We start from the raw sequence: 19,685 nt of genomic DNA, 5'->3' as shown, positions 1-19,685 counted from the left end.
TCATGACAGTACCTGCACGATTGGACCTCGCCGCCCAGCCGCGGCTCGACTACGTGGTGTGCGCCAGCCCAGCCGGCCTGCACCGCATGGCGTATTGGGAATGGGGCGATCCTGGCAATGACAGGGTGCTGCTGTGCGTGCATGGCCTGACGCGCACAGGTCGTGACTTCGATTATCTGGCGCGGCGCATGGCGGCGCATTATCGTGTGGTGTGCCCGGATATCGTGGGCCGGGGGCGATCCGACTGGCTGGTCAACCCCGCCTATTATGTCGTTCCCCAATATGTGGCCGATGTTCTCGCGTTGATTGCACGCTTGCGACCCGTGCAGCTTGACTGGGTAGGTACGTCCATGGGCGGGTTGATCGGCATGGCGATGGCAGGCGGCATGGCGCTGGCGTGTGCGCTGCGCCCCGAACGTCCGGGTGAGGGCTTGTCTGGCGACCTCATGCTGCCTGTGGGCCGCTATGTGCTCAATGATATCGGGCCCACGCTGGATCTTGCGGGGCTGGCGCGCATTGCCGCTTATGTTGGCCAGCCCAGGGTGTTTGGCAGCTTCGACGAGGCCGTCGATTACGTGCGTAGCGTTTCTGAGGGTTTCGGTCTGCACGACAGGGCTGGTTGGGAAGATCTCACCCGCCATGTATTCCTGCCTCAAGGTGGCCGCTGGGTGCAGCACTACGATTTGCGCATCGCAGAGCCGTTCGCGTTGCAGAACCCCGCCTCGCTCGAGGCATCTGAAGTGATGCTGTGGCAGGCTTATGAAAGCATTCAGCAGCCAGTGCTGATCATGCGTGGCGAAAAATCTGATCTCCTGACGGAGCAGACCGCGCAGGAGATGCTGCGCCGCAATCCAAATGCGCAGCTGCACACGGTGGCAGGGGTTGGCCACGCACCCACGCTGCGCGACACAGCGCAGATTGCACCGATCGAGGCGTTTTTGCTGGCTTAGCACCGCCCGCCGTGCCTGCCCGTCACGCAGGTGCATCTCGTCGTCACGCTTGCCGCCTCGTTGTCTCCGTCAGCGGCAGGCTCGTCCACACGGTAGGGCCCGCCGCGCAGGCGCGCCCCGTCTCTTGTAAACTAAGAATTCAACACTGGAGCACATTTGAAGGTCGACCTGCACTGCCATTCCCTGATGTCCGACGGCGTACTCGCGCCGGCGGCGGTGGCTGCGCGCGCGCATCAAAACGGCGTCGAGCTGTGGTCGCTCACCGATCACGATGAGCTCTCCGGCCAGGCAGAGGCGCGCGAGGCAGCCGAGGCGCTGGGCATGCATTACATCGACGGGGTTGAAGTTTCCGTCACCTGGTGCGGGCATACCGTGCATATCGTCGGCCTTAATGTGGATGTCGACAATGAACCGTTGAACAACGGCCTGGCCTCCATACGAGGTGGCCGGGCGGTGCGCTCCCACAAGATGGCACAGCGTCTCGAAGAGCTCGGTGTGCAGGGGGCCTATGATGGGGCGCTTGAGTACGTCGGCAACCCCGACCTGATCAGCCGTACGCACTTCGCGCGTTTCATGGTGCAGCAAGGCTATTGCAAGACCATGCAAGAGGTGTTCGACAAATACCTGGGCGATGGGCGTCCGGGCTATGTGCCCATGCACTGGTCCAGCCTGAACGACGCCGTGCGCTGGATCGTCGATGCGGGTGGGCGCGCGGTCATTGCACACCCTGGGCGCTACCAATACACACCGCTTCAGTTCGATGCCCTTTACACGCAGTTCAAAGAGGCTGGCGGCATTGGCATCGAGGTTGTAACCGGCAGCCACACAGCCGAACAATTCATCGAATACGCGCGGGTGGCGCGCGTATACGGCTTCATGGCGTCCGCCGGTTCCGATTTCCACAGCCCGCGGGAGGGCAAGGCCGATCTAGGCGGCATTCCGCCGCTGCCTGCGGGGCTCACCCCCGTCTGGCACGACTGGATCTGATTTTTATACGCTTCTGGCAGCCCGCTCAGTCGCGGCGCCGGGGCACGATTCGCATATCAGTACCATGAACAAGGCATTTGTCAAAGAATCCGACAACGACGACGATGACGACCTGGGCCCCGACGCCGTCGCGCTGCCCCAGGGTACGCGCAACTACATGACGCGCCAGGGCTACGAAAAGCTGCGGGCGGAGCTGGCCGAACTGATGAATGTAGAGCGGCCCAACGTCGTCCAGATTGTGTCCTGGGCCGCTTCCAACGGCGATCGTTCCGAAAACGGCGATTACCTGTACGGCAAGAAGCGGCTGCGCGAAATCGACCGTCGCATGCGTTTCCTGACCAAACGCCTGGAGCAGGCCGAGGTGGTCGATCCGGCGTTGCAGCCCAACCGCGACCAGGTGTTTTTCGGCGCCACGGTCGAATATAGCGACCGCAAGGGTGAGGTCTTTCGCGTCACGATCGTCGGCGTGGATGAGGCCGAGCCGCTGCGGGGCCGCATCAGCTGGATCTCGCCGGTGGCGCGCGCGTTGATCAAGGCGCGCGAAGGCGACACGGTCACGCTGCGCACCCCCGCAGGCATGGACGAACTCGATATCCTGGAAGTCAGTTATCCTGAGCCCGAGAGCCCTGGCACAAACGGGTAGGGCGGCGTTTAAACAGGTAAAATGGCGGGTCCAGTCCTCCTTTTGCCTGCGTAGCAACGTGAACTCCATCCAGCATTTTCCAGGTTCTTCCGTCCTTTCGTCCTTCCGCCGCGAGCGTTTGCTCCAGCGTTTTGCCCAGCAGGGCCTGCCTGTGGGCGATATCGACGCCCGCTATGAACATTTCGTCTGGATCGAAGGCACGCTCGACGACACGGGCAAGCAGCGCCTGGCGCAGTTGCTCGATTACGGCACAGCGCCCGAGCAGGCCGCCAAAGAAGGCCGCAACACCCTGGTGCTGCGCGTCGTGCCACGCCTCGGCACGGTTTCGCCATGGGCCAGCAAGGCCACAGACATCGCCCATAACTGCGGGTTGTCCGCCGTGCGCCGCATCGAGCGCGGCATCCGCTATTTCATTACCCCGTCGCGCGGGTTGCTAGGCGCGCGGTCGCTGGATGAGGCCCAACTGTCCGCGATTGCTGCCTGCCTGCACGACCGCATGACCGAAACCGTCGTCGACGCTGCATTCGACGGCGCCGCGTTGTTCGCTTCGCTGCCTGGCAAGCCCATCCAAACGATAGACGTGATGGGGCAAGGCAAGGGCGCGCTGGAGCACGCCAATCGCGAGCTCGGCCTGGCGCTGTCGGCCGACGAGGTCGACTATCTCGACGAAGCATTCCGGCAGTTGGGGCGCAACCCCACCGACGTCGAACTGATGATGTTCGCGCAAGCCAACAGCGAGCACTGTCGCCACAAGATCTTCAACGCCAGTTGGGTCATCGACGGCCAAGCGCAGCCCAACACCCTGTTCGGCATGATCCGCGCCACCCACGCGGCGCAGCCCGAAGGCACCGTGGTGGCCTATTCCGATAACGCAGCCATCATGCGCGGCGCCGATGTCTCCGTTTTCCATGCCGGCGAACCGGGCGGCGAGCCTGTCTACCGCCATTACCCGGCCACCATGCACACGCTGATGAAGGTGGAAACGCATAATCACCCCACCGCCATTGCGCCGTTTCCCGGCGCGGCCACCGGCGCGGGAGGCGAGATCCGCGACGAAGGTGCCACGGGCCGGGGCTCCAAGCCCAAGGCGGGCCTTACCGGCTTCACGGTCTCCAACCTGCGGTTCAAAGATGCGCTCGAGCCGTGGGAAACTGATCACTACGGGGCGCCCGACCGCATCGCGACGCCGCTCGACATCATGATCGAGGGCCCCATTGGCGGCGCTGCATTCAACAACGAATTCGGGCGGCCCAACCTGCTGGGCTACTTCCGCGTGTTCGAGCAGGCATCCGCCGGCACGCAGTGGGGCTACCACAAACCCATCATGATCGCCGGCGGCCTGGGCGCTATCGACGCCCGCCTCACACATAAAGATCCGCTGCCTCCCGGCGCACTGCTTATTCAGTTGGGCGGCCCAGGCATGCGCATCGGCATGGGCGGCGGCGCAGCCTCCAGCATGAGCGCCGGCGCCAACACGGCCGAGCTCGACTTCGACTCCGTGCAGCGCGGCAACCCTGAAATCGAACGCCGGGCGCAAGAGGTGATCGATCGCTGCTGGCAGCAGGCCGACAACAACCCCATTTTGGCTATCCACGATGTCGGTGCGGGTGGGCTGTCCAACGCCTTCCCCGAACTGGTCAACGACGCGGGTCGTGGCGCCATCTTCGAACTCGAACGCGTCCATCTCGAAGAATCCGGCCTGTCGGCTGCCGAAATCTGGAGCAATGAATCGCAAGAGCGCTATGTGCTAGCGGTGCTGCCCCAAGACCTGGCCCGTTTCGACTTGATCGCCCGCCGCGAGCGCTGCCCTTATGCGGTGGTGGGTGTGGCCACCGAAGCGCGGCAGTTGCGCGTTACCTTTGGCGAGGGCCTGCCCGGCCTGGAAAGCGTGCGGCATGTGCTGGCCGACAGTCATGCGGCGCCCGACGCCGGCCCGGCGGATGAGCCGCCCGCCGCGCATCGCCCCGCCTCGCCTGCGCAAGCTGCTTATGGCGCGCAGCCGCGCCCGGTCGATGTGCCGATCGACGTCATCCTGGGCAAGCCGCCCCGCATGACGCGCGACGTTTCTCGCGTCGAGCTGCTGCACGAAGACATCGATCTGGTCGGGATCGACTTGGCGGAAGCGGTCGACCGCGTGCTGCGCCATCCAACGGTTGCCAGTAAAAACTTCCTGATCACCATCGGAGACCGCAGCGTGGGCGGCATGAGCAGCCGCGACCAAATGGTTGGCCCCTGGCAAGTGCCGGTGGCCGATTGCGCGGTCACTTTGGCCGACTACGAAGGGGTGCGCGGCGAGGCCATGGCTATGGGCGAGCGCACGCCGCTGGCCGTGATCAATGCCCCGGCCTCGGGGCGCATGGCAGTCGCCGAGGCGCTTACCAATCTCGTGGCGGCCGATGTGCAGTCGCTCAAAGACATCAAGCTGTCCGCCAACTGGATGGCTGCCTGCGGTACGGCAGGGCAGGATGCCGCGTTGTACGACACGGTCGCGGCTGTCAGCGACTGGTGCCAGGCGCTCGATCTTTCCATTCCGGTGGGTAAAGATTCGCTGTCCATGCGGACAAGCTGGCAGCAAGATGGCGATGCGCGCGCCGTGCTGGCGCCGGTATCGCTCATCGTGACTGCCTTCGCGCCTGTGAGCGACGTGCGGCGCACGCTCACGCCCCAGCTGCGCACCGACGCGGGCGACACGTCCTTGATCTTCATCGACCTGGGCCAAGGGGCGCAGCGCATGGGCGGCTCGGTCCTGGCCAATGCGTTCAACCAGGTGGGCGAGCTGGTGCCGGACATCAACGATGCCGGTGCGCTCAAGGCCTTCTTCCACATCATCCGCGAGCTGGCCGCGCAAGGCCACATCCTGGCCTACCACGACCGCTCCGACGGCGGCTTGTTGGCCACGGTTTGCGAAATGGCTTTCGCGGGCCACGTAGGTGTGTCCATCAATGTAGACATGCTCACCATCGACCCGCACACCGCGGACGCGGGCGACTACAAGATCCGCCCCGAACAGGTTGCCGTGCAGCGCGACGAGGCGACCCTCAAGGCGCTCTTCAACGAAGAAGCGGGCGCCGTTATCCAGGTGCCGCGAGGCCAGCGCGACGCCGTTCTGCAGGCGCTGCGGGGCGTGGGGCTATCCACGCACGCGCACGTGTTGGGCGGCTTGAACACCGCGGACGAAATACAGGTGTACCGCGATGGCAAGTGTGTATATCAAAAGCCGCGCGCCGAATTGGGCCGGCAATGGAGCGAGGTCACCCGCCGCATCATGGCGCTGCGCGACAATCCTGACTGCGCGCAGGCTGAATTCGACCTCTGGCAGGATGTGAAAGACCCCGGCCTCACGCCGCGCGTGGACTTCGACCCGCAGGAAGATATCGCAGCCCCGTATATTGCCTCCGGCGCACGTCCGCGTGTGGCGGTGCTGCGCGAGCAGGGCTGCAACAGCCAGGTCGAGATGGCGTGGGCTTTCGACAAGGCCGGCTTCGAAGCCATCGACGTGCACATGACAGACTTGCTGGCGGGGCGCGCCAGCATGGCGGATGTGCAGGGCTTTGTGTCCGTTGGCGGCTTCAGCTATGGCGACGTGCTTGGCGCCGGCGAGGGCTGGGCCCGAACCATACGTTTCAACGCGCGGTTGGCGGATCAGTTCGCGGCCTTCTTTGCCCGCCCCGACGTCTTCGCGCTCGGTGTGTGCAACGGTTGCCAGATGATGGCGGCCCTTGCGGGCATGATTCCGGGTGCGCAACACTGGCCCCGCTTCACCCGCAACCAGTCCGAAAAATACGAAGCACGCCTGACGCTGGTCGAGATCCCCGACAGCCCCTCGCTGTTCCTGCAAGGCATGGCCGGCACCCAGGTTCCCATCGCGGTTGCGCACGGCGAAGGTTACGCCAACTTCGCGATCCAGGGCGATCCGGCCAAGGTGGCGGGTGCGCTGTATTACGTTGATCATCGCGGTGTGCGCACAGAGCGTTACCCGTTCAACCCCAACGGCAGCCCCGGCGGCCTGGCTGGCGTCACCACGGCCGACGGCCGCTTCACCGTGATGATGCCGCATCCGGAGCGTGTCACGCGCAATGTGGCTATGTCGTGGGCGCCCGAGCGCTGGGGCGTGCGCGACAGCGGCGGCATTAGCACGGCGCACGGCGGTTATACGCCCTGGCTGCGCATGTTCCGCAATGCGCGCGTCTGGCTGGGCTGATGTCCTCAAGGCGGGGCGCATTGCGCCCCGCGCTAGGTATTTACCCTTGCGTGGCGTATAATCTCGCTTTGCACGGAGCTTGTCTTTATGCGTCTCATCAAAAAAGCGCTAACCTTCGACGACGTGTTGTTGGTGCCGGCGTATTCCAACATTCTTCCCCGCGACACCTCTCTCGTTACGCGTTTCACGCGCGACATCACGCTCAACATTCCTCTGGTATCCGCCGCCATGGATACCGTGACGGAATCCCGCCTGGCCATCGCCATGGCGCAAGAGGGCGGCATCGGCATCATCCACAAGAATCTGTCGGCAGACCAGCAGGCGCGTGAAGTTGCCCGTGTAAAACGCCACGAGTTCGGCATCGTTATCGATCCAGTCACCGTCACGCCCACTATGAAGGTGCGCGATGCCATCGCGCTGCAGCGCCAGCACGGCATTTCCGGCCTGCCGGTGGTCGAGGGCGGCAAGCTGGTCGGCATCGTCACCAACCGCGACCTGCGCTTCGAAGACCGCCTCGATGTCCCCCTGCGCGATGTCATGACGCAACAAGACCGCCTGGTCACCATGAAAGAAGGCGCCACGCTGGACGAAGCCCAGGCCCTGATGCACAAGCACCGCCTCGAGCGCGTGCTCATCGTCAACGACCAGTTCCAGCTGCGCGGTCTGGCGACGGTCAAGGATATCGTCAAGAACACCGAACACCCCATCGCCAGCAAAGACCACCAGGGGCAGTTGCGCGTTGGCGCCGCCGTGGGTGTGGGCGAAGGCACCGAAGAACGCGTCGAGAAGCTTGCCAACGCGGGTGTGGATGCCATCGTGGTCGATACTGCCCACGGCCATTCTCAAGGCGTGATCGACCGTGTGCGCTGGGTCAAGAAAAACTATCCCAACATCCAGGTCATCGGGGGCAACATCGCCACTGCAGCCGCCGCGCGCTCGCTGGTCGAGGCAGGTGCCGACTGCGTCAAGGTCGGCATCGGCCCTGGCTCCATCTGCACCACGCGCATTGTTGCGGGTGTGGGCGTGCCGCAAATCACCGCCATTGCCGATGTGGCCAAGGCGCTCGAAGGCACGGGCGTGCCCCTTATCGCTGACGGCGGCATCCGCTATTCGGGCGACGTGTCCAAGGCCCTTGCTGCCGGCGCCAGCGCCTGCATGATGGGTGGCATGTTCGCAGGCACCGAAGAATCCCCCGGCGAAGTCGTGCTGTTCCAGGGGCGCTCGTACAAGTCATATCGCGGAATGGGCAGCTTGGGGGCCATGGCCGACGGCTCGGCCGACCGCTACTTCCAGGATCCGGCCAACAACGTCGACAAGCTCGTGCCTGAAGGCATCGAAGGCCGCGTCGCCTACAAGGGCAGTGTCATCGCCATCATTTACCAGCTGGTCGGCGGCATCCGCGCCTCCATGGGCTATTGCGGCTGCGCCACCATCGAAGAAATGCGCACCAAGGCCGAATTCGTCGAGATCACCTCCGCTGGTGTGCGAGAGTCGCATGTGCACGACGTGCAGATCACGAAGGAAGCGCCGAACTACCGGGCCGATTAAGCGTCGCCTTTCGCAAAACAAAAAGCGCCGGCATACACGCCGGCGCTTTTTTCATGCGGCCTTCACCGCATTTGCTTACATGCGATAGCTCAGGTTGGCCATGAAGCTGCGCGGTTCGCCCCATGCGCTCTGAGTGTAAAAGCCGATCTGGCGATAATATTTTTTGTCGAACAGATTGTTCACGTTGATTTGAAGCCGCAGGTTCTTGTCAAACTGATAGCGCGACATCAGGTTGACGAGCGCATAGCTGGGTTGGCTAACGCGCTCAGCGCCTTTCGGGCCGGTGACGATGTTGTACACCTCGCTTTGCCAATTGATGCCGCCGCCGACCGTCAATTTTTGCCACGCGCCAGGCAGCCGATAGGTACTGAACAACCGCAGCAGTGTGCGGGGGTGGGCCGTCTGTACGGCGTTGCCGTTTGCCTCGCGTGCCGTCCAGTGCGTAAGGCCCGCAAACACATGCCATCCGGTCAAAGGCTCACCCGTCAGCTCCAGCTCGTAGCCACGACTGCGTGTATCGCTGGCGGCGCGATAGGCTTTCTCGGTGGTGCCGGGCACCATATAGCCCATATCCTCTTGCGCCAGGTTGTCTTGGTTCACCTGAAAGAAGGCGAACGTGGCGTTGAGGCTGCCATCCAGGAATTCGCCGTTCAGGCCGGCTTCGTAACTGTGGCCCTGCAGCGGATCCAGCCAACGCCCTTCGCGGTCACGGCGCGCCTGCGGGTTGAAGATGCTGGTGTAGGCGGCGTAGGCCGTCAGGTTGTCGTTCAGATCCAGCAGTATGCCGGCATAGGGCAGCACGGCGGATTTATTGAACTCATACGATTGCCTTTGGTCGAGGAGGGCGCGTTCCCATTGGGTATAGCGCCCGCCCAGGATCACGCGCAATGGATCCGCCACATTCAGTCGTGCGACGGCATACATACCCCGTTGCATGAGGTGGCCCTGGGACGAAACCTGCTCGACGGGATCCCACTGCGGTTCGGGGTAGCTGCCGTCCCAGTGCAGAAAGCTGCCCACCGGGGCCCTGCTCAGTGCAGGGCGGCGACGAAAATCGACAATCTGCCGGCTGGTGTTCACACCCACAACCAGCTCATGCTCGCGCTCGAACAGGCGAACAGGGCCGGCCGCTTTGATGTCCAGTGACGTTTGTGATCGGTCGCCAAGATATCTGCCTGCCAGCGCTTTCATCCCTAGGCCGGTTGTGCGATCGGGTAGGCTGTGAAGATAAAGCAGGCGGGCGTCTCCGCCATGCCGGCTGTGGCTCAGCAAGCTATCGATGCGCCAGCCGCTTCCAAAGCGATGTGTCAGGCCCGCGAACGCGCTGCGGGTGGTGGTTGCCCACGAAGACCAGCGTGCCGCCGTCGAGTAGTTGCGCGGCCATTCGGCGCGTGTGCCGTCGCTGTACCACAATGGCAAGCCGCCCCATAGCGAGCCTTTCGGGGTGTTTTGCTGGTAGCTGTAGCCCAGCCGCAATACTGTGGCATGGGACAGATCGGCCTCCAGGGTGCCGAACAGCACGTTGTGCCGCTTGTGGTAGCGATCGATAAAGGTGTTTCGGTCGGTATGGGCGGCGACAAGCCGCGCACGCACGACGCCGCTGGCGATTAGAGGGGTTGAGACGTCAAGCGTGGCACGATAGGCATCCCAGCGGCCAGCGCCCGCAGAGAGCTGCGCCGCAAACGACTTGCTGTGGGCGCGCTTGCGCACAAGGTTGATGGACGCGCCTGGGTTGCCAGCGCCGGTCAGCAGACCGGTGGCTCCGCGCACGACCTCGATGTGATCAAAAACAATGGGGTCCATCGCCGCTTCGCCCGATTCGTACGGGCCGGAGAATGCGATCGGGATGCCGTCGTATTGGTAGCTGTCGATGGCGAAGCCGCGCGCGCTGAAGGTATTGCGTTCGCTGTCGTAGTGCTCGGTGGAGATGCCGGGTGTGCTGGCCATGACTTCATCTAGGGAGGTCATGTTTTGATCTTCGATCCGCTGGCGAGTGATGACGGACACGGATTGCGGAATGTCGCGCGGGCTCAGGCGCAGGCCGGTGCCGGCGCTTGTGGCCTTGATGGTGTATGACGATGAGCCTTCGGTGAGGCCGCTGCCGGCTGTGGCGCCTTGCGTGCGGATGGGGGAGAGCGTGGAGATGGATGCAGGGGCTGGGATGCTGGGCGCAGCATGCGTGGACGCCTGAGCGTGGGCACTTGCGGCGGGGATGGCCAGCGTGGCAAGTGCCAATGCCTGGCGGCATGCGGTACGGCGCGCAGCCCGCGCCCTTGGATGGGAAGATGCGGAAGGGTGGTGGTGAAGCACAGTCATCTATGTGCGTCCTATGTTGCGGCTGAAAATACCTCGCCACGATGGCACTTTGACTGCCGAGGCGGCGAGGGTGGAGGCTTGTGCGGCCAGCGCCGCACAAACGTTCTTGGGATCGCGGACATGCCGCGATTGTTGATATGCGATCGATGACTTGCGGTCGCCTGCATGCCGGAGTTGTTTACAAGGAATCGCCGTGCTGTCGTCGCAGGCATGCGGCGATCATTCACATCTGATAGCTGAGCGTTGCCATGAAGTTGCGCGATGCACCTCACCGAAGGCGGGCTGTGCGGCAAGAGACACCGCGTACGGAGCGGCAGAGCGGGAGCGCAAAGTACAGGGACACAGACATTGACGTGCTTCCTTGGTTGAAACGAAAACCGGCTGTGCGTAGCCGGTAGGCATTCAAATCAGGCTGAATTCATAAAATATAAATGAGAATGAGAATGAAGACTATTATAAAGAAACGCCAAGATATACTGGTTTTTCCGATTTCACTGACGCCGTGCAGTCAGGCGGTCGACGACGATGACGACATATGAGAGTGTCTGGCAGGAGGTATGGGCAACGATCCAAGGCGAGTTTTCGGATGTTGCGGATGCCGCCGATGTCACGCGTATTCTTGTGCGCCTCGGCATGGCGGCGTTGCTGGGTGGCGTGATCGGATATGAGCGCGAAGCGCGGGGCAAGCCCGCAGGGCTGCGCACCCATATGGTGGTTGCGCTCGGGGCAGCCCTGTTTGTGCTGATCCCCGTTCAGATGGGAATGGAGGTTCGCGATCTCAGCCGTGTATACCAGGGCGTCATCGCCGGTATAGGGTTCCTGGGGGCTGGGGCCATCATCAAGATGAGCGACCGACAGGAGGTGCATGGCCTGACAACTGCAGCGTCAATCTGGTTTGTGGCCGCTGTGGGCGTTGCCGCGGGCATGGGCCTTGAAATAACAGCCATTCTGGCGACTACGCTGGTCTGGATTACATTGGCCTTCCTGCGTCGCCTGGAAGACCATATCGAACCGTCCGATGACGAAGTGGAAACCAGCCCGGGCGCCAAACAGATGCGTCGTGAAGCGGCACGTTCAGATGACACGGGGGCGCCGCCGTCACCAGGCGGCCTATGAGCAAAGGCGGCCCGTTTCCTTCGGCGGCTCTCGTTTACCCGCCTTCAGGAGGCAGCGATGTGCCCGCCAGCCAACTCCAGCAGCAGGCCTACCGTTGCATCTGGCGCGGTGATCATGGCGCAGTGGCTTGTCGCCAGAGGGTAGACAGGCCAACCCTGATCTCGCGCCCAGTCGGCGCTGGCGGATACGGCCCGGAACACCGGCTCGGTGCACTGGATGTACGCTGCGGACAGCGTGTTGCCAACCGGATTGTGCAGCGTTAGCGCGGATGTATAGCTGCGGTAGGGCTGCGGCGTCAGCCGGCCTTCCACGAAAGTGATGTCTTCGGCGGCTTCCAGGCTCAAGCTTTGGGGGCGAGGCGGCGCCAGCACCGGAACTGGCCCGCCCGATTTTGCCACGCCTTCGCGCAGCTTCTCGATGTTGTCCGTGCTTAGTGTGTCGATGGTGCGGATGCCGCTTTCGAGTATGAAGGCATCCAGGTATACCAACTGGCCGATGCGGTCGCGCATGATGTCTGCCACGCCGGTAATGACCAGGCCGCCGAAACTGTGGCCAACCAGTATGACGTCGCGCAAGTCTTCCCATTGCAGCACGTTGGCGATATCCCGGACAAAGGTATCCAGGCCGGTGTCTTGCGCAAGCAAGTGGCTGCGCTCGCCCAGGCCTGTGCATGTTGGCGTGAACACACGGTGGCCGGCCTTGCGCAGGCGGTGGGCCACGCGGGACCAGCACCAGCCGCCGCACCAGGCGCCATGCACGAGCACGTAGGTGTGTGTTGCCGTGGCTTCAGGCTTTGTGGCCTGGCTGGTCGCCTTCATGAGCGGTCTCCTTTCTTGGCTGCCGAAATGGCGCTGTCCTGGCGGCCATTCTAGCGTGCGGGTGAGAACGGGCGCACGAGCAGCACGCTGCTTGAAAGCAGGACCAGGCCCGCGAGGATCAGCGCGCCATCCAGGCTGACGTCCAGGTAATCATGCAACAGGCTGAACACGACGGGGCCGGCGAGCTGACCAGCCGCAAACGCCGCTGTGACGGCTGCCACCAGGCGGCGTGGCTGCGCGCCGCCCATCGCCTGGGCTTCCTGCATCCCCATCATGGTCATTACCATGAAGGTGCCGCCCACGCATAGCGCGGCCAGCACAATAGCGGAGATACTTTGCCATAGCGCCGGCAGCAGCACGCCCACGGCCATGACCAGTTGCGCCGCGATCCAGACATGCCGCCGTGACCGCCCGCCCGCACGGTAGCTCACCAGCAGTGTCGACAACATGGCAGCCAGCCCGAACAGCGGCCACGCCAAGCCGAACACTTGGGGATCCGTGACCAATTGACGAGCTTGCGCGGGTAGAAAAGTGGCTGGCAGGATGTAGCCGAAGCCAAAGCAGCCATAGCAGAAGATCAGGCGGAAACGGCCGCCTGGCGTGGGGACAGGCCGAGCGTGCGTTTGTGCGTCGTGGCTAGTTGCAGCCTCTGGTGCATTCGCTGGTGCGCCGCTGCGCTGTACTGGCGCCGACGCACGCGGCGATGGAGCGTGATCCGCCGTCCATAGGCGACGGGCGGCGGCCATACCGAGCAGCGCTGTGGCCCCCATTACCAGCCACGAGGATGCGGAGGAAATACCTGCGACCACCAGCCCCATGCAGATCAGCCCTGCAAGCGCAACGCCCGCGCCCACGCCGGCGAACATGATGCCCGCTTTGCGGGCTGCACCCGCAGCGTTGAGCCGCGTCAGACACAAGGTAGTGGTGGCCACCAGGCCAATGGCGCTGGCCAGGCCCGCCACGAAACGCAGTGCCAGCCACCCCCAGCCATTTTGCGTCAACCCCATGAGTGCCGTGGATACCACAACGAGCCCGAGGCCTGCCTTCAATTGAGTGCTTGTCTTTCCTGGTAGGGCGCCGGCCGCCAGCGCGCCAGCCAGGTAGCCGAGATAGTTCGCACTGGCCAGCCAGCCTCCGAAAGCCAGCGTGAGACCCGCGTCGGCCTGCATCATCGGCAGCAGCGGCGTGAACGCGAAGCGCCCGATCCCCATGCAGACTGCGAGGGCGGCAAGTGCTGACAGGGCCAGCAGGGTGGAATGTTGTTCTTGAGCGGCGGTCATCAGGCTCTTTTTTGGGTCAGGGAAGAGTGTGGCGCCCAGGCCACCTGGCAGCGCTTACTGTAGCGCTGTGGGGCTTTGCGCGCCAGCGTGAACCCTGCCGATACGGTACATTAACGCCTTGAATCTCTTTTTTTTCGCATACTATGCACCAGCGCATCCTCATCCTCGATTACGGCTCACAGGTCACCCAGCTCATCGCTCGTCGCGTACGCGATACCGGCGTCTACTGCGAAATCCATCCTGGGGATGTCGATAATGCGTTCATCACAGCGCAGCGTGAAGGCCTCAAGGGCATTATTCTGTCGGGCAGTCACGCCTCCGCCTATGCCGAAGAGTCGCTCAAGGTGCCCTCGGCAGTGTTCGAGATCGGCGTGCCGGTGCTCGGCATCTGCTACGGCATGCAGGCTATGGCGTCGCAGCTTGGCGGTAAGGTCGAATGGTCTGATCACCGTGAGTTTGGCTACGCCGAAGTACGCGCCCACGGCCACACCCGCCTGCTCGACGGTTTGCAAGACTTCTCCAACAAAGAAGGCCATGGCATGCTCAAGGTCTGGATGAGCCACGGCGACAAAGTCACCGCGCTGCCGCCGGGCTTCAAGCTCATGGCGTCCACCCCATCGTGCCCCATCGCCGGCATGGCCGACGAAACGCGCAACTTCTACGCCGTCCAGTTTCATCCAGAAGTCACGCATACCGTACAGGGCGAGGCGCTGCTTGCGCGCTTCGTCACGGAAATCTGCGGCTGCACACGCGACTGGAACATGCCCGACTACGTCGAGGAGGCTGTGGCCGCCATCCGCAAACAAGTCGGCACAGAAGAAGTCATCCTTGGCTTATCAGGCGGCGTCGATTCCTCCGTTGCTGCGGCCCTGATCCACAAGGCCATCGGCGACCAACTCACCTGTGTCTTTGTCGATCACGGTTTGCTGCGCCTGAACGAAGCCAAGCAAGTCATGGCCACCTTTGCCGATCACTTCGGCATCAAGGTCATCCATGTCGACGCCACCGACGCCTTCATGGGCAAGCTGGCGGGGGTGGCTGACCCTGAAGCCAAACGCAAGATCATCGGCCGCGAATTCGTTGAAGTTTTCCAGGCCGAGGCGGGCAAGCTAAAGAATGCGCGCTGGCTGGCGCAGGGCACCATCTACCCCGACGTCATTGAATCGGCCGGCGCCAAAACCGGCAAGGCCGTCGCCATCAAGTCCCACCATAACGTTGGCGGCCTGCCCGATACACTCAACCTCAAGCTGCTCGAACCCCTGCGCGAACTCTTCAAAGACGAAGTGCGCAAACTTGGCATCGCGCTTGGCCTGCCGCCCGCCATGGTCTATCGCCATCCTTTCCCAGGCCCTGGCCTGGGCGTGCGCATCCTGGGCGAAGTCAAACAAGAGTACGCAGACCTTCTGCGCCGCGCCGACGCCATCTTCATCGACGAACTGCGTTCTACTATCGACCACGCAAGCGGCAAGAACTGGTACGACCTCACGTCCCAGGCCTTCGCCGTCTTCCTGCCTGTCAAATCGGTCGGCGTCATGGGCGACGGCCGCACCTACGACTACGTCGTAGCCTTGCGCGCGGTGCAAACGTCCGACTTCATGACAGCCGATTGGGCCGAACTGCCATACGCGCTGCTCAAGCGGGTGTCTTCGCGCATTATTAACGAAGTACGCGGTATTAATCGTGTAACGTACGACGTATCGAGCAAGCCGCCTGCGACGATCGAGTGGGAATGATCCCGCGTCCGGCATAGACCGGCACCAAATAGCATGAAACCACCTCTAAGCCCGCGTAACTGCGGGCTTTTTTGTTCCAGGCCCGGCACTGTCCGGCAAATTTTCGCATCGCCAAGCACCGCGTTTGTATGGCATGGTAGGTGGTACTATCTGGACCTGATGCCATGTTTGGTGCTTGATACCATGCTGCCTCTGACGGGATTGGCATGGTATTCAGTTGAGATAACGCATTGATCTGTAAGGAATTTAAAGAGGAAATGCGAGCGTTTCTGAGCATGGTATTTTGACGTGGAGAATCGCACACACGATGCTGACTGATACCAAGCTGCGCAACCTCAAGCCGAAGGACAAACTCTACAAAGTGAATGACCGTGACGGCCTCTATGTGGCCGTCACCTCTGCGGGTTCAATTTCGTTCCGCTACAACTACTCGATCCACGGCAGGCAAGAGACCATCACCTTCGGCCGCTACGGTGTCGGCGGCATTACCCTCGCGGAAGCCCGCGAGCGGTTGGGTGAGGCCAAGAAGATGATCGCCGCCGGGAAGTCACCGGCCAAGGAGAAGGCGCGAGAAAAGGCGCGTGTCAAGGACGCTGAAACGTTCGGGGCCTGGGCAGAAAAGTGGCTGCGAGGCTACCAGATGGCGGACTCCACCCGCGATATGCGCCGTTCGGTCTTCGAGCGTGAGTTGAAGCCGAAATTCGGCAATCGGAAGCTGATCGAAATCACCCACGAGGATTTGAGGGCATTGACCGATGCCATTGTCGAGCGAGGCGCACCAGCAACCGCGGTGCATTCCCGTGAGATCGTGTTGCAGGTTTATCGCTGGGCCATTGAGCGTGGACAGAAGGTAGAGAACCCGGCAGAACTGGTTCGACCGACGACCATCGCCAAATTTGAGCCGCGTGACCGTGCGCTGACGCCCGATGAAATCGGCTTGATGTACCAGTACATGGAGCGGATCGGCACAACGCCATCCATCCGGGCAGCCGCCAAGCTGTTGCTTCTAACTATGGTGCGCAAAAGCGAGTTGACCAACGCGACGTGGAGCGAGATCAATTTCAGCGAGGCGCTTTGGACAATCCCGAAGGAGCGGATGAAGCGACGCAATCCGCACTTGGTTTTCCTGTCCCGGCAGGCGCTGGACATCTTCATTGCCCTCAAGACTTTCGCCGGCGGATCAGACTATCTGCTTCCGTCGCGGTATGACTCGGACCTACCCATGAGTAGCGCCACACTCAACCAAGTGCTGACGTTGACATACCAACGCCACGATGGCGGCGTCCTTGTGCCGGTGCAACTGGTGGAGGTGAAGAAGGAGAACGTCCTGCATGTCGTAAACGGGAGTGATGATGAGCGGTGGTAATGCCGTGACACCCACCAGTACGAGCGCGCAGGCGCGAGTAATGCTCTATCAACCTAGCCAGCGACCGCGCTTGCGCGAAGGCGACTGGATGGAAACCTCTTTTGGTCGATGTCGCGTGACCGGCAGGTTAGGTCAGCGGCACGCCGATATTGTTGAGGCGATTCTGTACTGCGCCGAACGGCGGCGCGATGTTTCAGATGGTGGTGTCGAGTTGCTCGTAGACCCAGCCCGCGTGCGGAAAACGCTTTCCGACAGCCGGTACAGCTTTACTCAGATCGAAAAGCTGTTAGCCGAGCTGAGAGCTGCGACGATCACAATCGAGACGCCCCAGTTCGATTTCCCAATCATCGGCGGATTGATTGATCACGTTATCCCTTCACCCATGACACGCCCTGACCCTTTGACGGGAAGAGAGCGGAATCTGTGGAGGGTGCGGCTTGGGGTTGCGCTTGTGATGCTGCTCGAACATGACTTGAGTTTGTACTATGACCCGGCCCCCATTGCTCGCCTACAGCATGGCATCAGCCAGGCCGTCGCAAGGCACGTCTTAAGCCACAAAGTCGAGCCGACGGGTGGTTGGTATGTAGACACCGTTATCGTAGCCGTTGCTGGGACCGTGCCAAGCAAGGCAATGCGCGATGCACGATTCAGGCTGAGGGAAGACGCCGACGAATTGAAGGCGCTCGGCCTGACTGTGGATGGCGACCGCGTGAGGAAAAAAGGTGCTGGTGACGCCTAAAGCGTCGCACACCCGCCCGATAGCGTCGCACACCCGCCCGATGGCGTCGCACAGGCGCCCGAAACGTCGCACACCCGCCCGGAGTTAGCAGGATATTCAGGATATTCAGATCCTGCGCGGCGCAGCCCGCGCTTGAGGCGCGACCTGGCCTTGCCAGTCGGCCGTGGGCCGACGGTTGAACACCAAGGAGAGTGCAGGTGGTCGTCAGACCGCCTACAACGACCGCTATGGCCGTCTAGGGCTTCCCCTGATCCTGGGGCGCAGAATCGCTCTTACAATGCCGCTACGGCCGCTTCAGGCCCTCTGGCCACTCCGCCGCAGCCGCTCCCCCATTCTTGGCGTCCAACCAGGCCGCAGGCCGACACTTGCTTTTGCAATCGCCAGAGAAAGAATGCAGGCGAATTGGGCCAACAGCCCTTTAGTCGGTAAGAATAATAATATTCTTATTATCACTGCATAGCCCTTGCTGCCAAACGGCTGCGGCTTCGTGAACATGAGCGCGGTTCGACCAGTGTGGAACCCCTCGCGGCCGCGATCAGAATTTCAGCGGCTAAATTTGCCGCCCCTCAAGTGTCAACGAACGAAATACAAACCAGGAACATGTGACCGATAAAACCCGGGAAACCGGGCGTTCTGCGTTCGGGTCTGATCGTTCTTTGACAGATGCGGCGGCCCCGCTGTGCGGTCGCCGCTCGCGACAGTCAAACGTTTGCAATTTCCTGTATTTGCCTGTTTTTAGTCGGTACAACGTTGATAAATGGCGGTCTATCGCTACGAAAACGCGGCCTTTCACTGTATTCAGTCGATTGCGTCATTTCCATGCAATACACCGCCTTATACAGAAGGGACTGCATGATTTTCCTCAGAGTTTGCAGGTGCGTGAGCGGGGCAAGATGGGTGAAGTTAGCTAACCGGCAAGCCGGTCATCTATCTTCACTCCCCCCTATTCGCACCTGACGGTGCTCAACGGGCATCTTGCTCTGCGAGGCTGGCCGGCTACCGCCGGCTAACCAAGTTGAGCGATGGAACGAGACGAGACAGACACGACCCGCTTGCCCAACAGGTGATTTTTGTGATGTCAACCGTTTTGTACAATCATTAGGTCGATCACATTCCGCATTGCAAGGCATGATCAGGCACACATTCGAAACGTGACTGATGGAGGTAGATGCAATGCAAGCAAAGACGTACGGCGCCCTAATCAACAATCGAAAGCTGACCGCGAAGCCGAAAAATTTAGCGGCTAAAATCGCTCTTTCCATCGCCGCGACCTTTGGCGTCGCCACAATGCCAGCGCAAGCGGGCATTCCGGTCATCGACGGCACCAACCTGACGCAAACCACTGTTACCGCGATTCAGCAGGTCGCGCAGGTCCAGAAGCAAATCGAGCAATACCGGACGCAGTTGCAGCAGTACGAAAACATGCTGCAAAACACGATGGCCCCGGCCGCCTACATTTGGGATCAGGCACAGTCCACCATCAACGGGCTGATGCAGTCCATTGACACCCTGAACAACCTCACCAATCAGGCCGGTAGCCTGGATGCCTACCTCGGCAAGTTCCAGGACGTTTCCTATTACAAGTCGTCGCCGTGCTTCACCTCGGCCGGCTGCTCTGACACCGAACGCGCAGCGTTGGAGAAAACGCGCGCCCTGGCATCGCAGTCGCAAAAGGCGGCGAACGATGCGCTGTTCAAGGGCATCAAGGATCAACAGGAAAACCTCAAGTCGGACGCGCGCCAGCTCGAACGGCTGCAATCGAAGGCGCAGGGCGCACAAGGGCAGATGGAAGCCCTCGGCTACGCCAACCAGCTCGCCAGCCAGCAGGCTAACCAGCTCCTGCAAATCCGGGGGCTGTTGATCGCGCAACAAAACGCGATAGCGGCGCAATCAGCCGCCGAGTTGGATGAGAAAGCGCGCGGCCAAGCTCGGGCTACACAGTTGCGTACCTGGCAATACAAGGCCAGCTCGGCCGACGACTTCTAAGA

At 62.0% G+C, this 19,685-nt stretch carries 12 protein-coding genes and 1 pseudogene; 10 read left to right on the top strand and 3 right to left on the bottom strand.

The window, feature by feature from the left end:
- Nucleotides 1-2 precede the first annotated feature (2 nt).
- The 5 genes from LOL23_RS03145 to guaB all read left to right on the top strand — a co-directional run bounded on the left by LOL23_RS03145 (nt 3) and on the right by guaB (nt 8,329).
- Nucleotides 3-950: an alpha/beta fold hydrolase gene (locus tag LOL23_RS03145; protein ID WP_237173143.1), complete on the top strand. Its 948-nt coding sequence runs from the start codon at nt 3-5 to the stop codon at nt 948-950.
- A gap of 156 nt (nt 951-1,106) precedes the next feature.
- On the top strand, nt 1,107-1,937 hold the full coding sequence (locus LOL23_RS03140) for a 3',5'-nucleoside bisphosphate phosphatase (RefSeq protein ID WP_160982570.1): 831 nt from the start codon (nt 1,107-1,109) through the stop codon (nt 1,935-1,937).
- A gap of 64 nt (nt 1,938-2,001) precedes the next feature.
- Nucleotides 2,002-2,580 carry a transcription elongation factor GreB gene (gene greB / locus LOL23_RS03135; protein WP_160982572.1) on the top strand — a complete coding sequence of 193 codons (579 nt, stop codon included), beginning with the start codon at nt 2,002-2,004 and terminating at the stop codon, nt 2,578-2,580.
- A 58-nt stretch (nt 2,581-2,638) separates the two neighbouring features.
- Nucleotides 2,639-6,781 carry a phosphoribosylformylglycinamidine synthase gene (gene purL, locus LOL23_RS03130; RefSeq protein WP_237173142.1) on the top strand — a complete coding sequence of 1,381 codons (4,143 nt, stop codon included), beginning with the start codon at nt 2,639-2,641 and terminating at the stop codon, nt 6,779-6,781.
- An 87-nt stretch (nt 6,782-6,868) separates the two neighbouring features.
- Nucleotides 6,869-8,329 (top strand): IMP dehydrogenase, encoded by a 1,461-nt coding sequence (guaB, locus tag LOL23_RS03125; RefSeq protein WP_160982576.1) that lies wholly within the window; start codon nt 6,869-6,871, stop codon nt 8,327-8,329.
- A 75-nt stretch (nt 8,330-8,404) separates the two neighbouring features.
- On the opposite strand, the gene LOL23_RS03120 is transcribed toward guaB, so the two are convergent.
- On the bottom strand, nt 8,405-10,645 hold the full coding sequence (locus LOL23_RS03120; RefSeq protein WP_237173141.1) for a TonB-dependent siderophore receptor: 2,241 nt from the start codon (nt 10,643-10,645) through the stop codon (nt 8,405-8,407).
- A 525-nt stretch (nt 10,646-11,170) separates the two neighbouring features.
- On the opposite strand from LOL23_RS03120, the gene LOL23_RS03115 reads away from it, so the two are divergent.
- On the top strand, nt 11,171-11,761 hold the full coding sequence (locus LOL23_RS03115; RefSeq protein WP_160982580.1) for an MgtC/SapB family protein: 591 nt from the start codon (nt 11,171-11,173) through the stop codon (nt 11,759-11,761).
- A 44-nt stretch (nt 11,762-11,805) separates the two neighbouring features.
- Here the strand turns inward: LOL23_RS03115 and LOL23_RS03110 are convergent, their stop codons facing one another.
- Nucleotides 11,806-12,579: an alpha/beta fold hydrolase gene (locus LOL23_RS03110; RefSeq protein WP_160982582.1), complete on the bottom strand. Its 774-nt coding sequence runs from the start codon at nt 12,577-12,579 to the stop codon at nt 11,806-11,808.
- Nucleotides 12,580-12,629: 50 nt separating this feature from the next.
- Nucleotides 12,630-13,859 (bottom strand): YbfB/YjiJ family MFS transporter, encoded by a 1,230-nt coding sequence (locus LOL23_RS03105; protein WP_237173140.1) that lies wholly within the window; start codon nt 13,857-13,859, stop codon nt 12,630-12,632.
- Nucleotides 13,860-14,002: 143 nt separating this feature from the next.
- Here LOL23_RS03105 and guaA point away from each other — a divergent pair, with 143 nt between their 5' ends.
- From guaA to trbJ, 4 genes and pseudogenes are all read left to right on the top strand, one after another.
- The gene (gene guaA, locus LOL23_RS03100) at nt 14,003-15,592 is read left to right on the top strand and encodes a glutamine-hydrolyzing GMP synthase (RefSeq protein WP_160982586.1); all 1,590 of its coding nucleotides are present in this window, start codon (nt 14,003-14,005) and stop codon (nt 15,590-15,592) included.
- 307 nt (nt 15,593-15,899) lie between these two features.
- Nucleotides 15,900-16,859: pseudogene (locus LOL23_RS03095) on the top strand (tyrosine-type recombinase/integrase); the annotation flags it as partial.
- 139 nt (nt 16,860-16,998) lie between these two features.
- Nucleotides 16,999-17,697 (top strand): ABC transporter ATPase, encoded by a 699-nt coding sequence (locus LOL23_RS03090; protein WP_237173139.1) that lies wholly within the window; start codon nt 16,999-17,001, stop codon nt 17,695-17,697.
- Nucleotides 17,698-18,870: 1,173 nt separating this feature from the next.
- Nucleotides 18,871-19,683 carry a P-type conjugative transfer protein TrbJ gene (gene trbJ, locus LOL23_RS03085; protein ID WP_237173138.1) on the top strand — a complete coding sequence of 271 codons (813 nt, stop codon included), beginning with the start codon at nt 18,871-18,873 and terminating at the stop codon, nt 19,681-19,683.
- Nucleotides 19,684-19,685 lie beyond the last annotated feature (2 nt).

It is taken from the genome of Paracandidimonas lactea, assembly GCF_021653995.1.
GTDB lineage: Bacteria > Pseudomonadota > Gammaproteobacteria > Burkholderiales > Burkholderiaceae_B > Allopusillimonas > Allopusillimonas lactea.
This window is presented reverse-complemented; position numbering and strand designations above follow the sequence as displayed.

Excerpts from the sequence above, each read along its gene's own strand:
- LOL23_RS03145 (WP_237173143.1), top strand. The coding sequence starts at position 3 with ATGACAGTACCTGCACGATTGGACCTCGCCGCCCAGCCGCGGCTCGAC.
- LOL23_RS03120 (WP_237173141.1), bottom strand. The coding sequence starts at position 10,645 with ATGACTGTGCTTCACCACCACCCTTCCGCATCTTCCCATCCAAGGGCG.
- greB (WP_160982572.1), top strand. The coding sequence starts at position 2,002 with ATGAACAAGGCATTTGTCAAAGAATCCGACAACGACGACGATGACGAC.
- LOL23_RS03105 (WP_237173140.1), bottom strand. The coding sequence starts at position 13,859 with ATGACCGCCGCTCAAGAACAACATTCCACCCTGCTGGCCCTGTCAGCA.
- guaA (WP_160982586.1), top strand. The coding sequence starts at position 14,003 with ATGCACCAGCGCATCCTCATCCTCGATTACGGCTCACAGGTCACCCAG.
- LOL23_RS03110 (WP_160982582.1), bottom strand. The coding sequence starts at position 12,579 with ATGAAGGCGACCAGCCAGGCCACAAAGCCTGAAGCCACGGCAACACAC.
- guaB (WP_160982576.1), top strand. The coding sequence starts at position 6,869 with ATGCGTCTCATCAAAAAAGCGCTAACCTTCGACGACGTGTTGTTGGTG.
- LOL23_RS03090 (WP_237173139.1), top strand. The coding sequence starts at position 16,999 with ATGCTCTATCAACCTAGCCAGCGACCGCGCTTGCGCGAAGGCGACTGG.
- trbJ (WP_237173138.1), top strand. The coding sequence starts at position 18,871 with ATGCAAGCAAAGACGTACGGCGCCCTAATCAACAATCGAAAGCTGACC.
- LOL23_RS03115 (WP_160982580.1), top strand. The coding sequence starts at position 11,171 with ATGACGACATATGAGAGTGTCTGGCAGGAGGTATGGGCAACGATCCAA.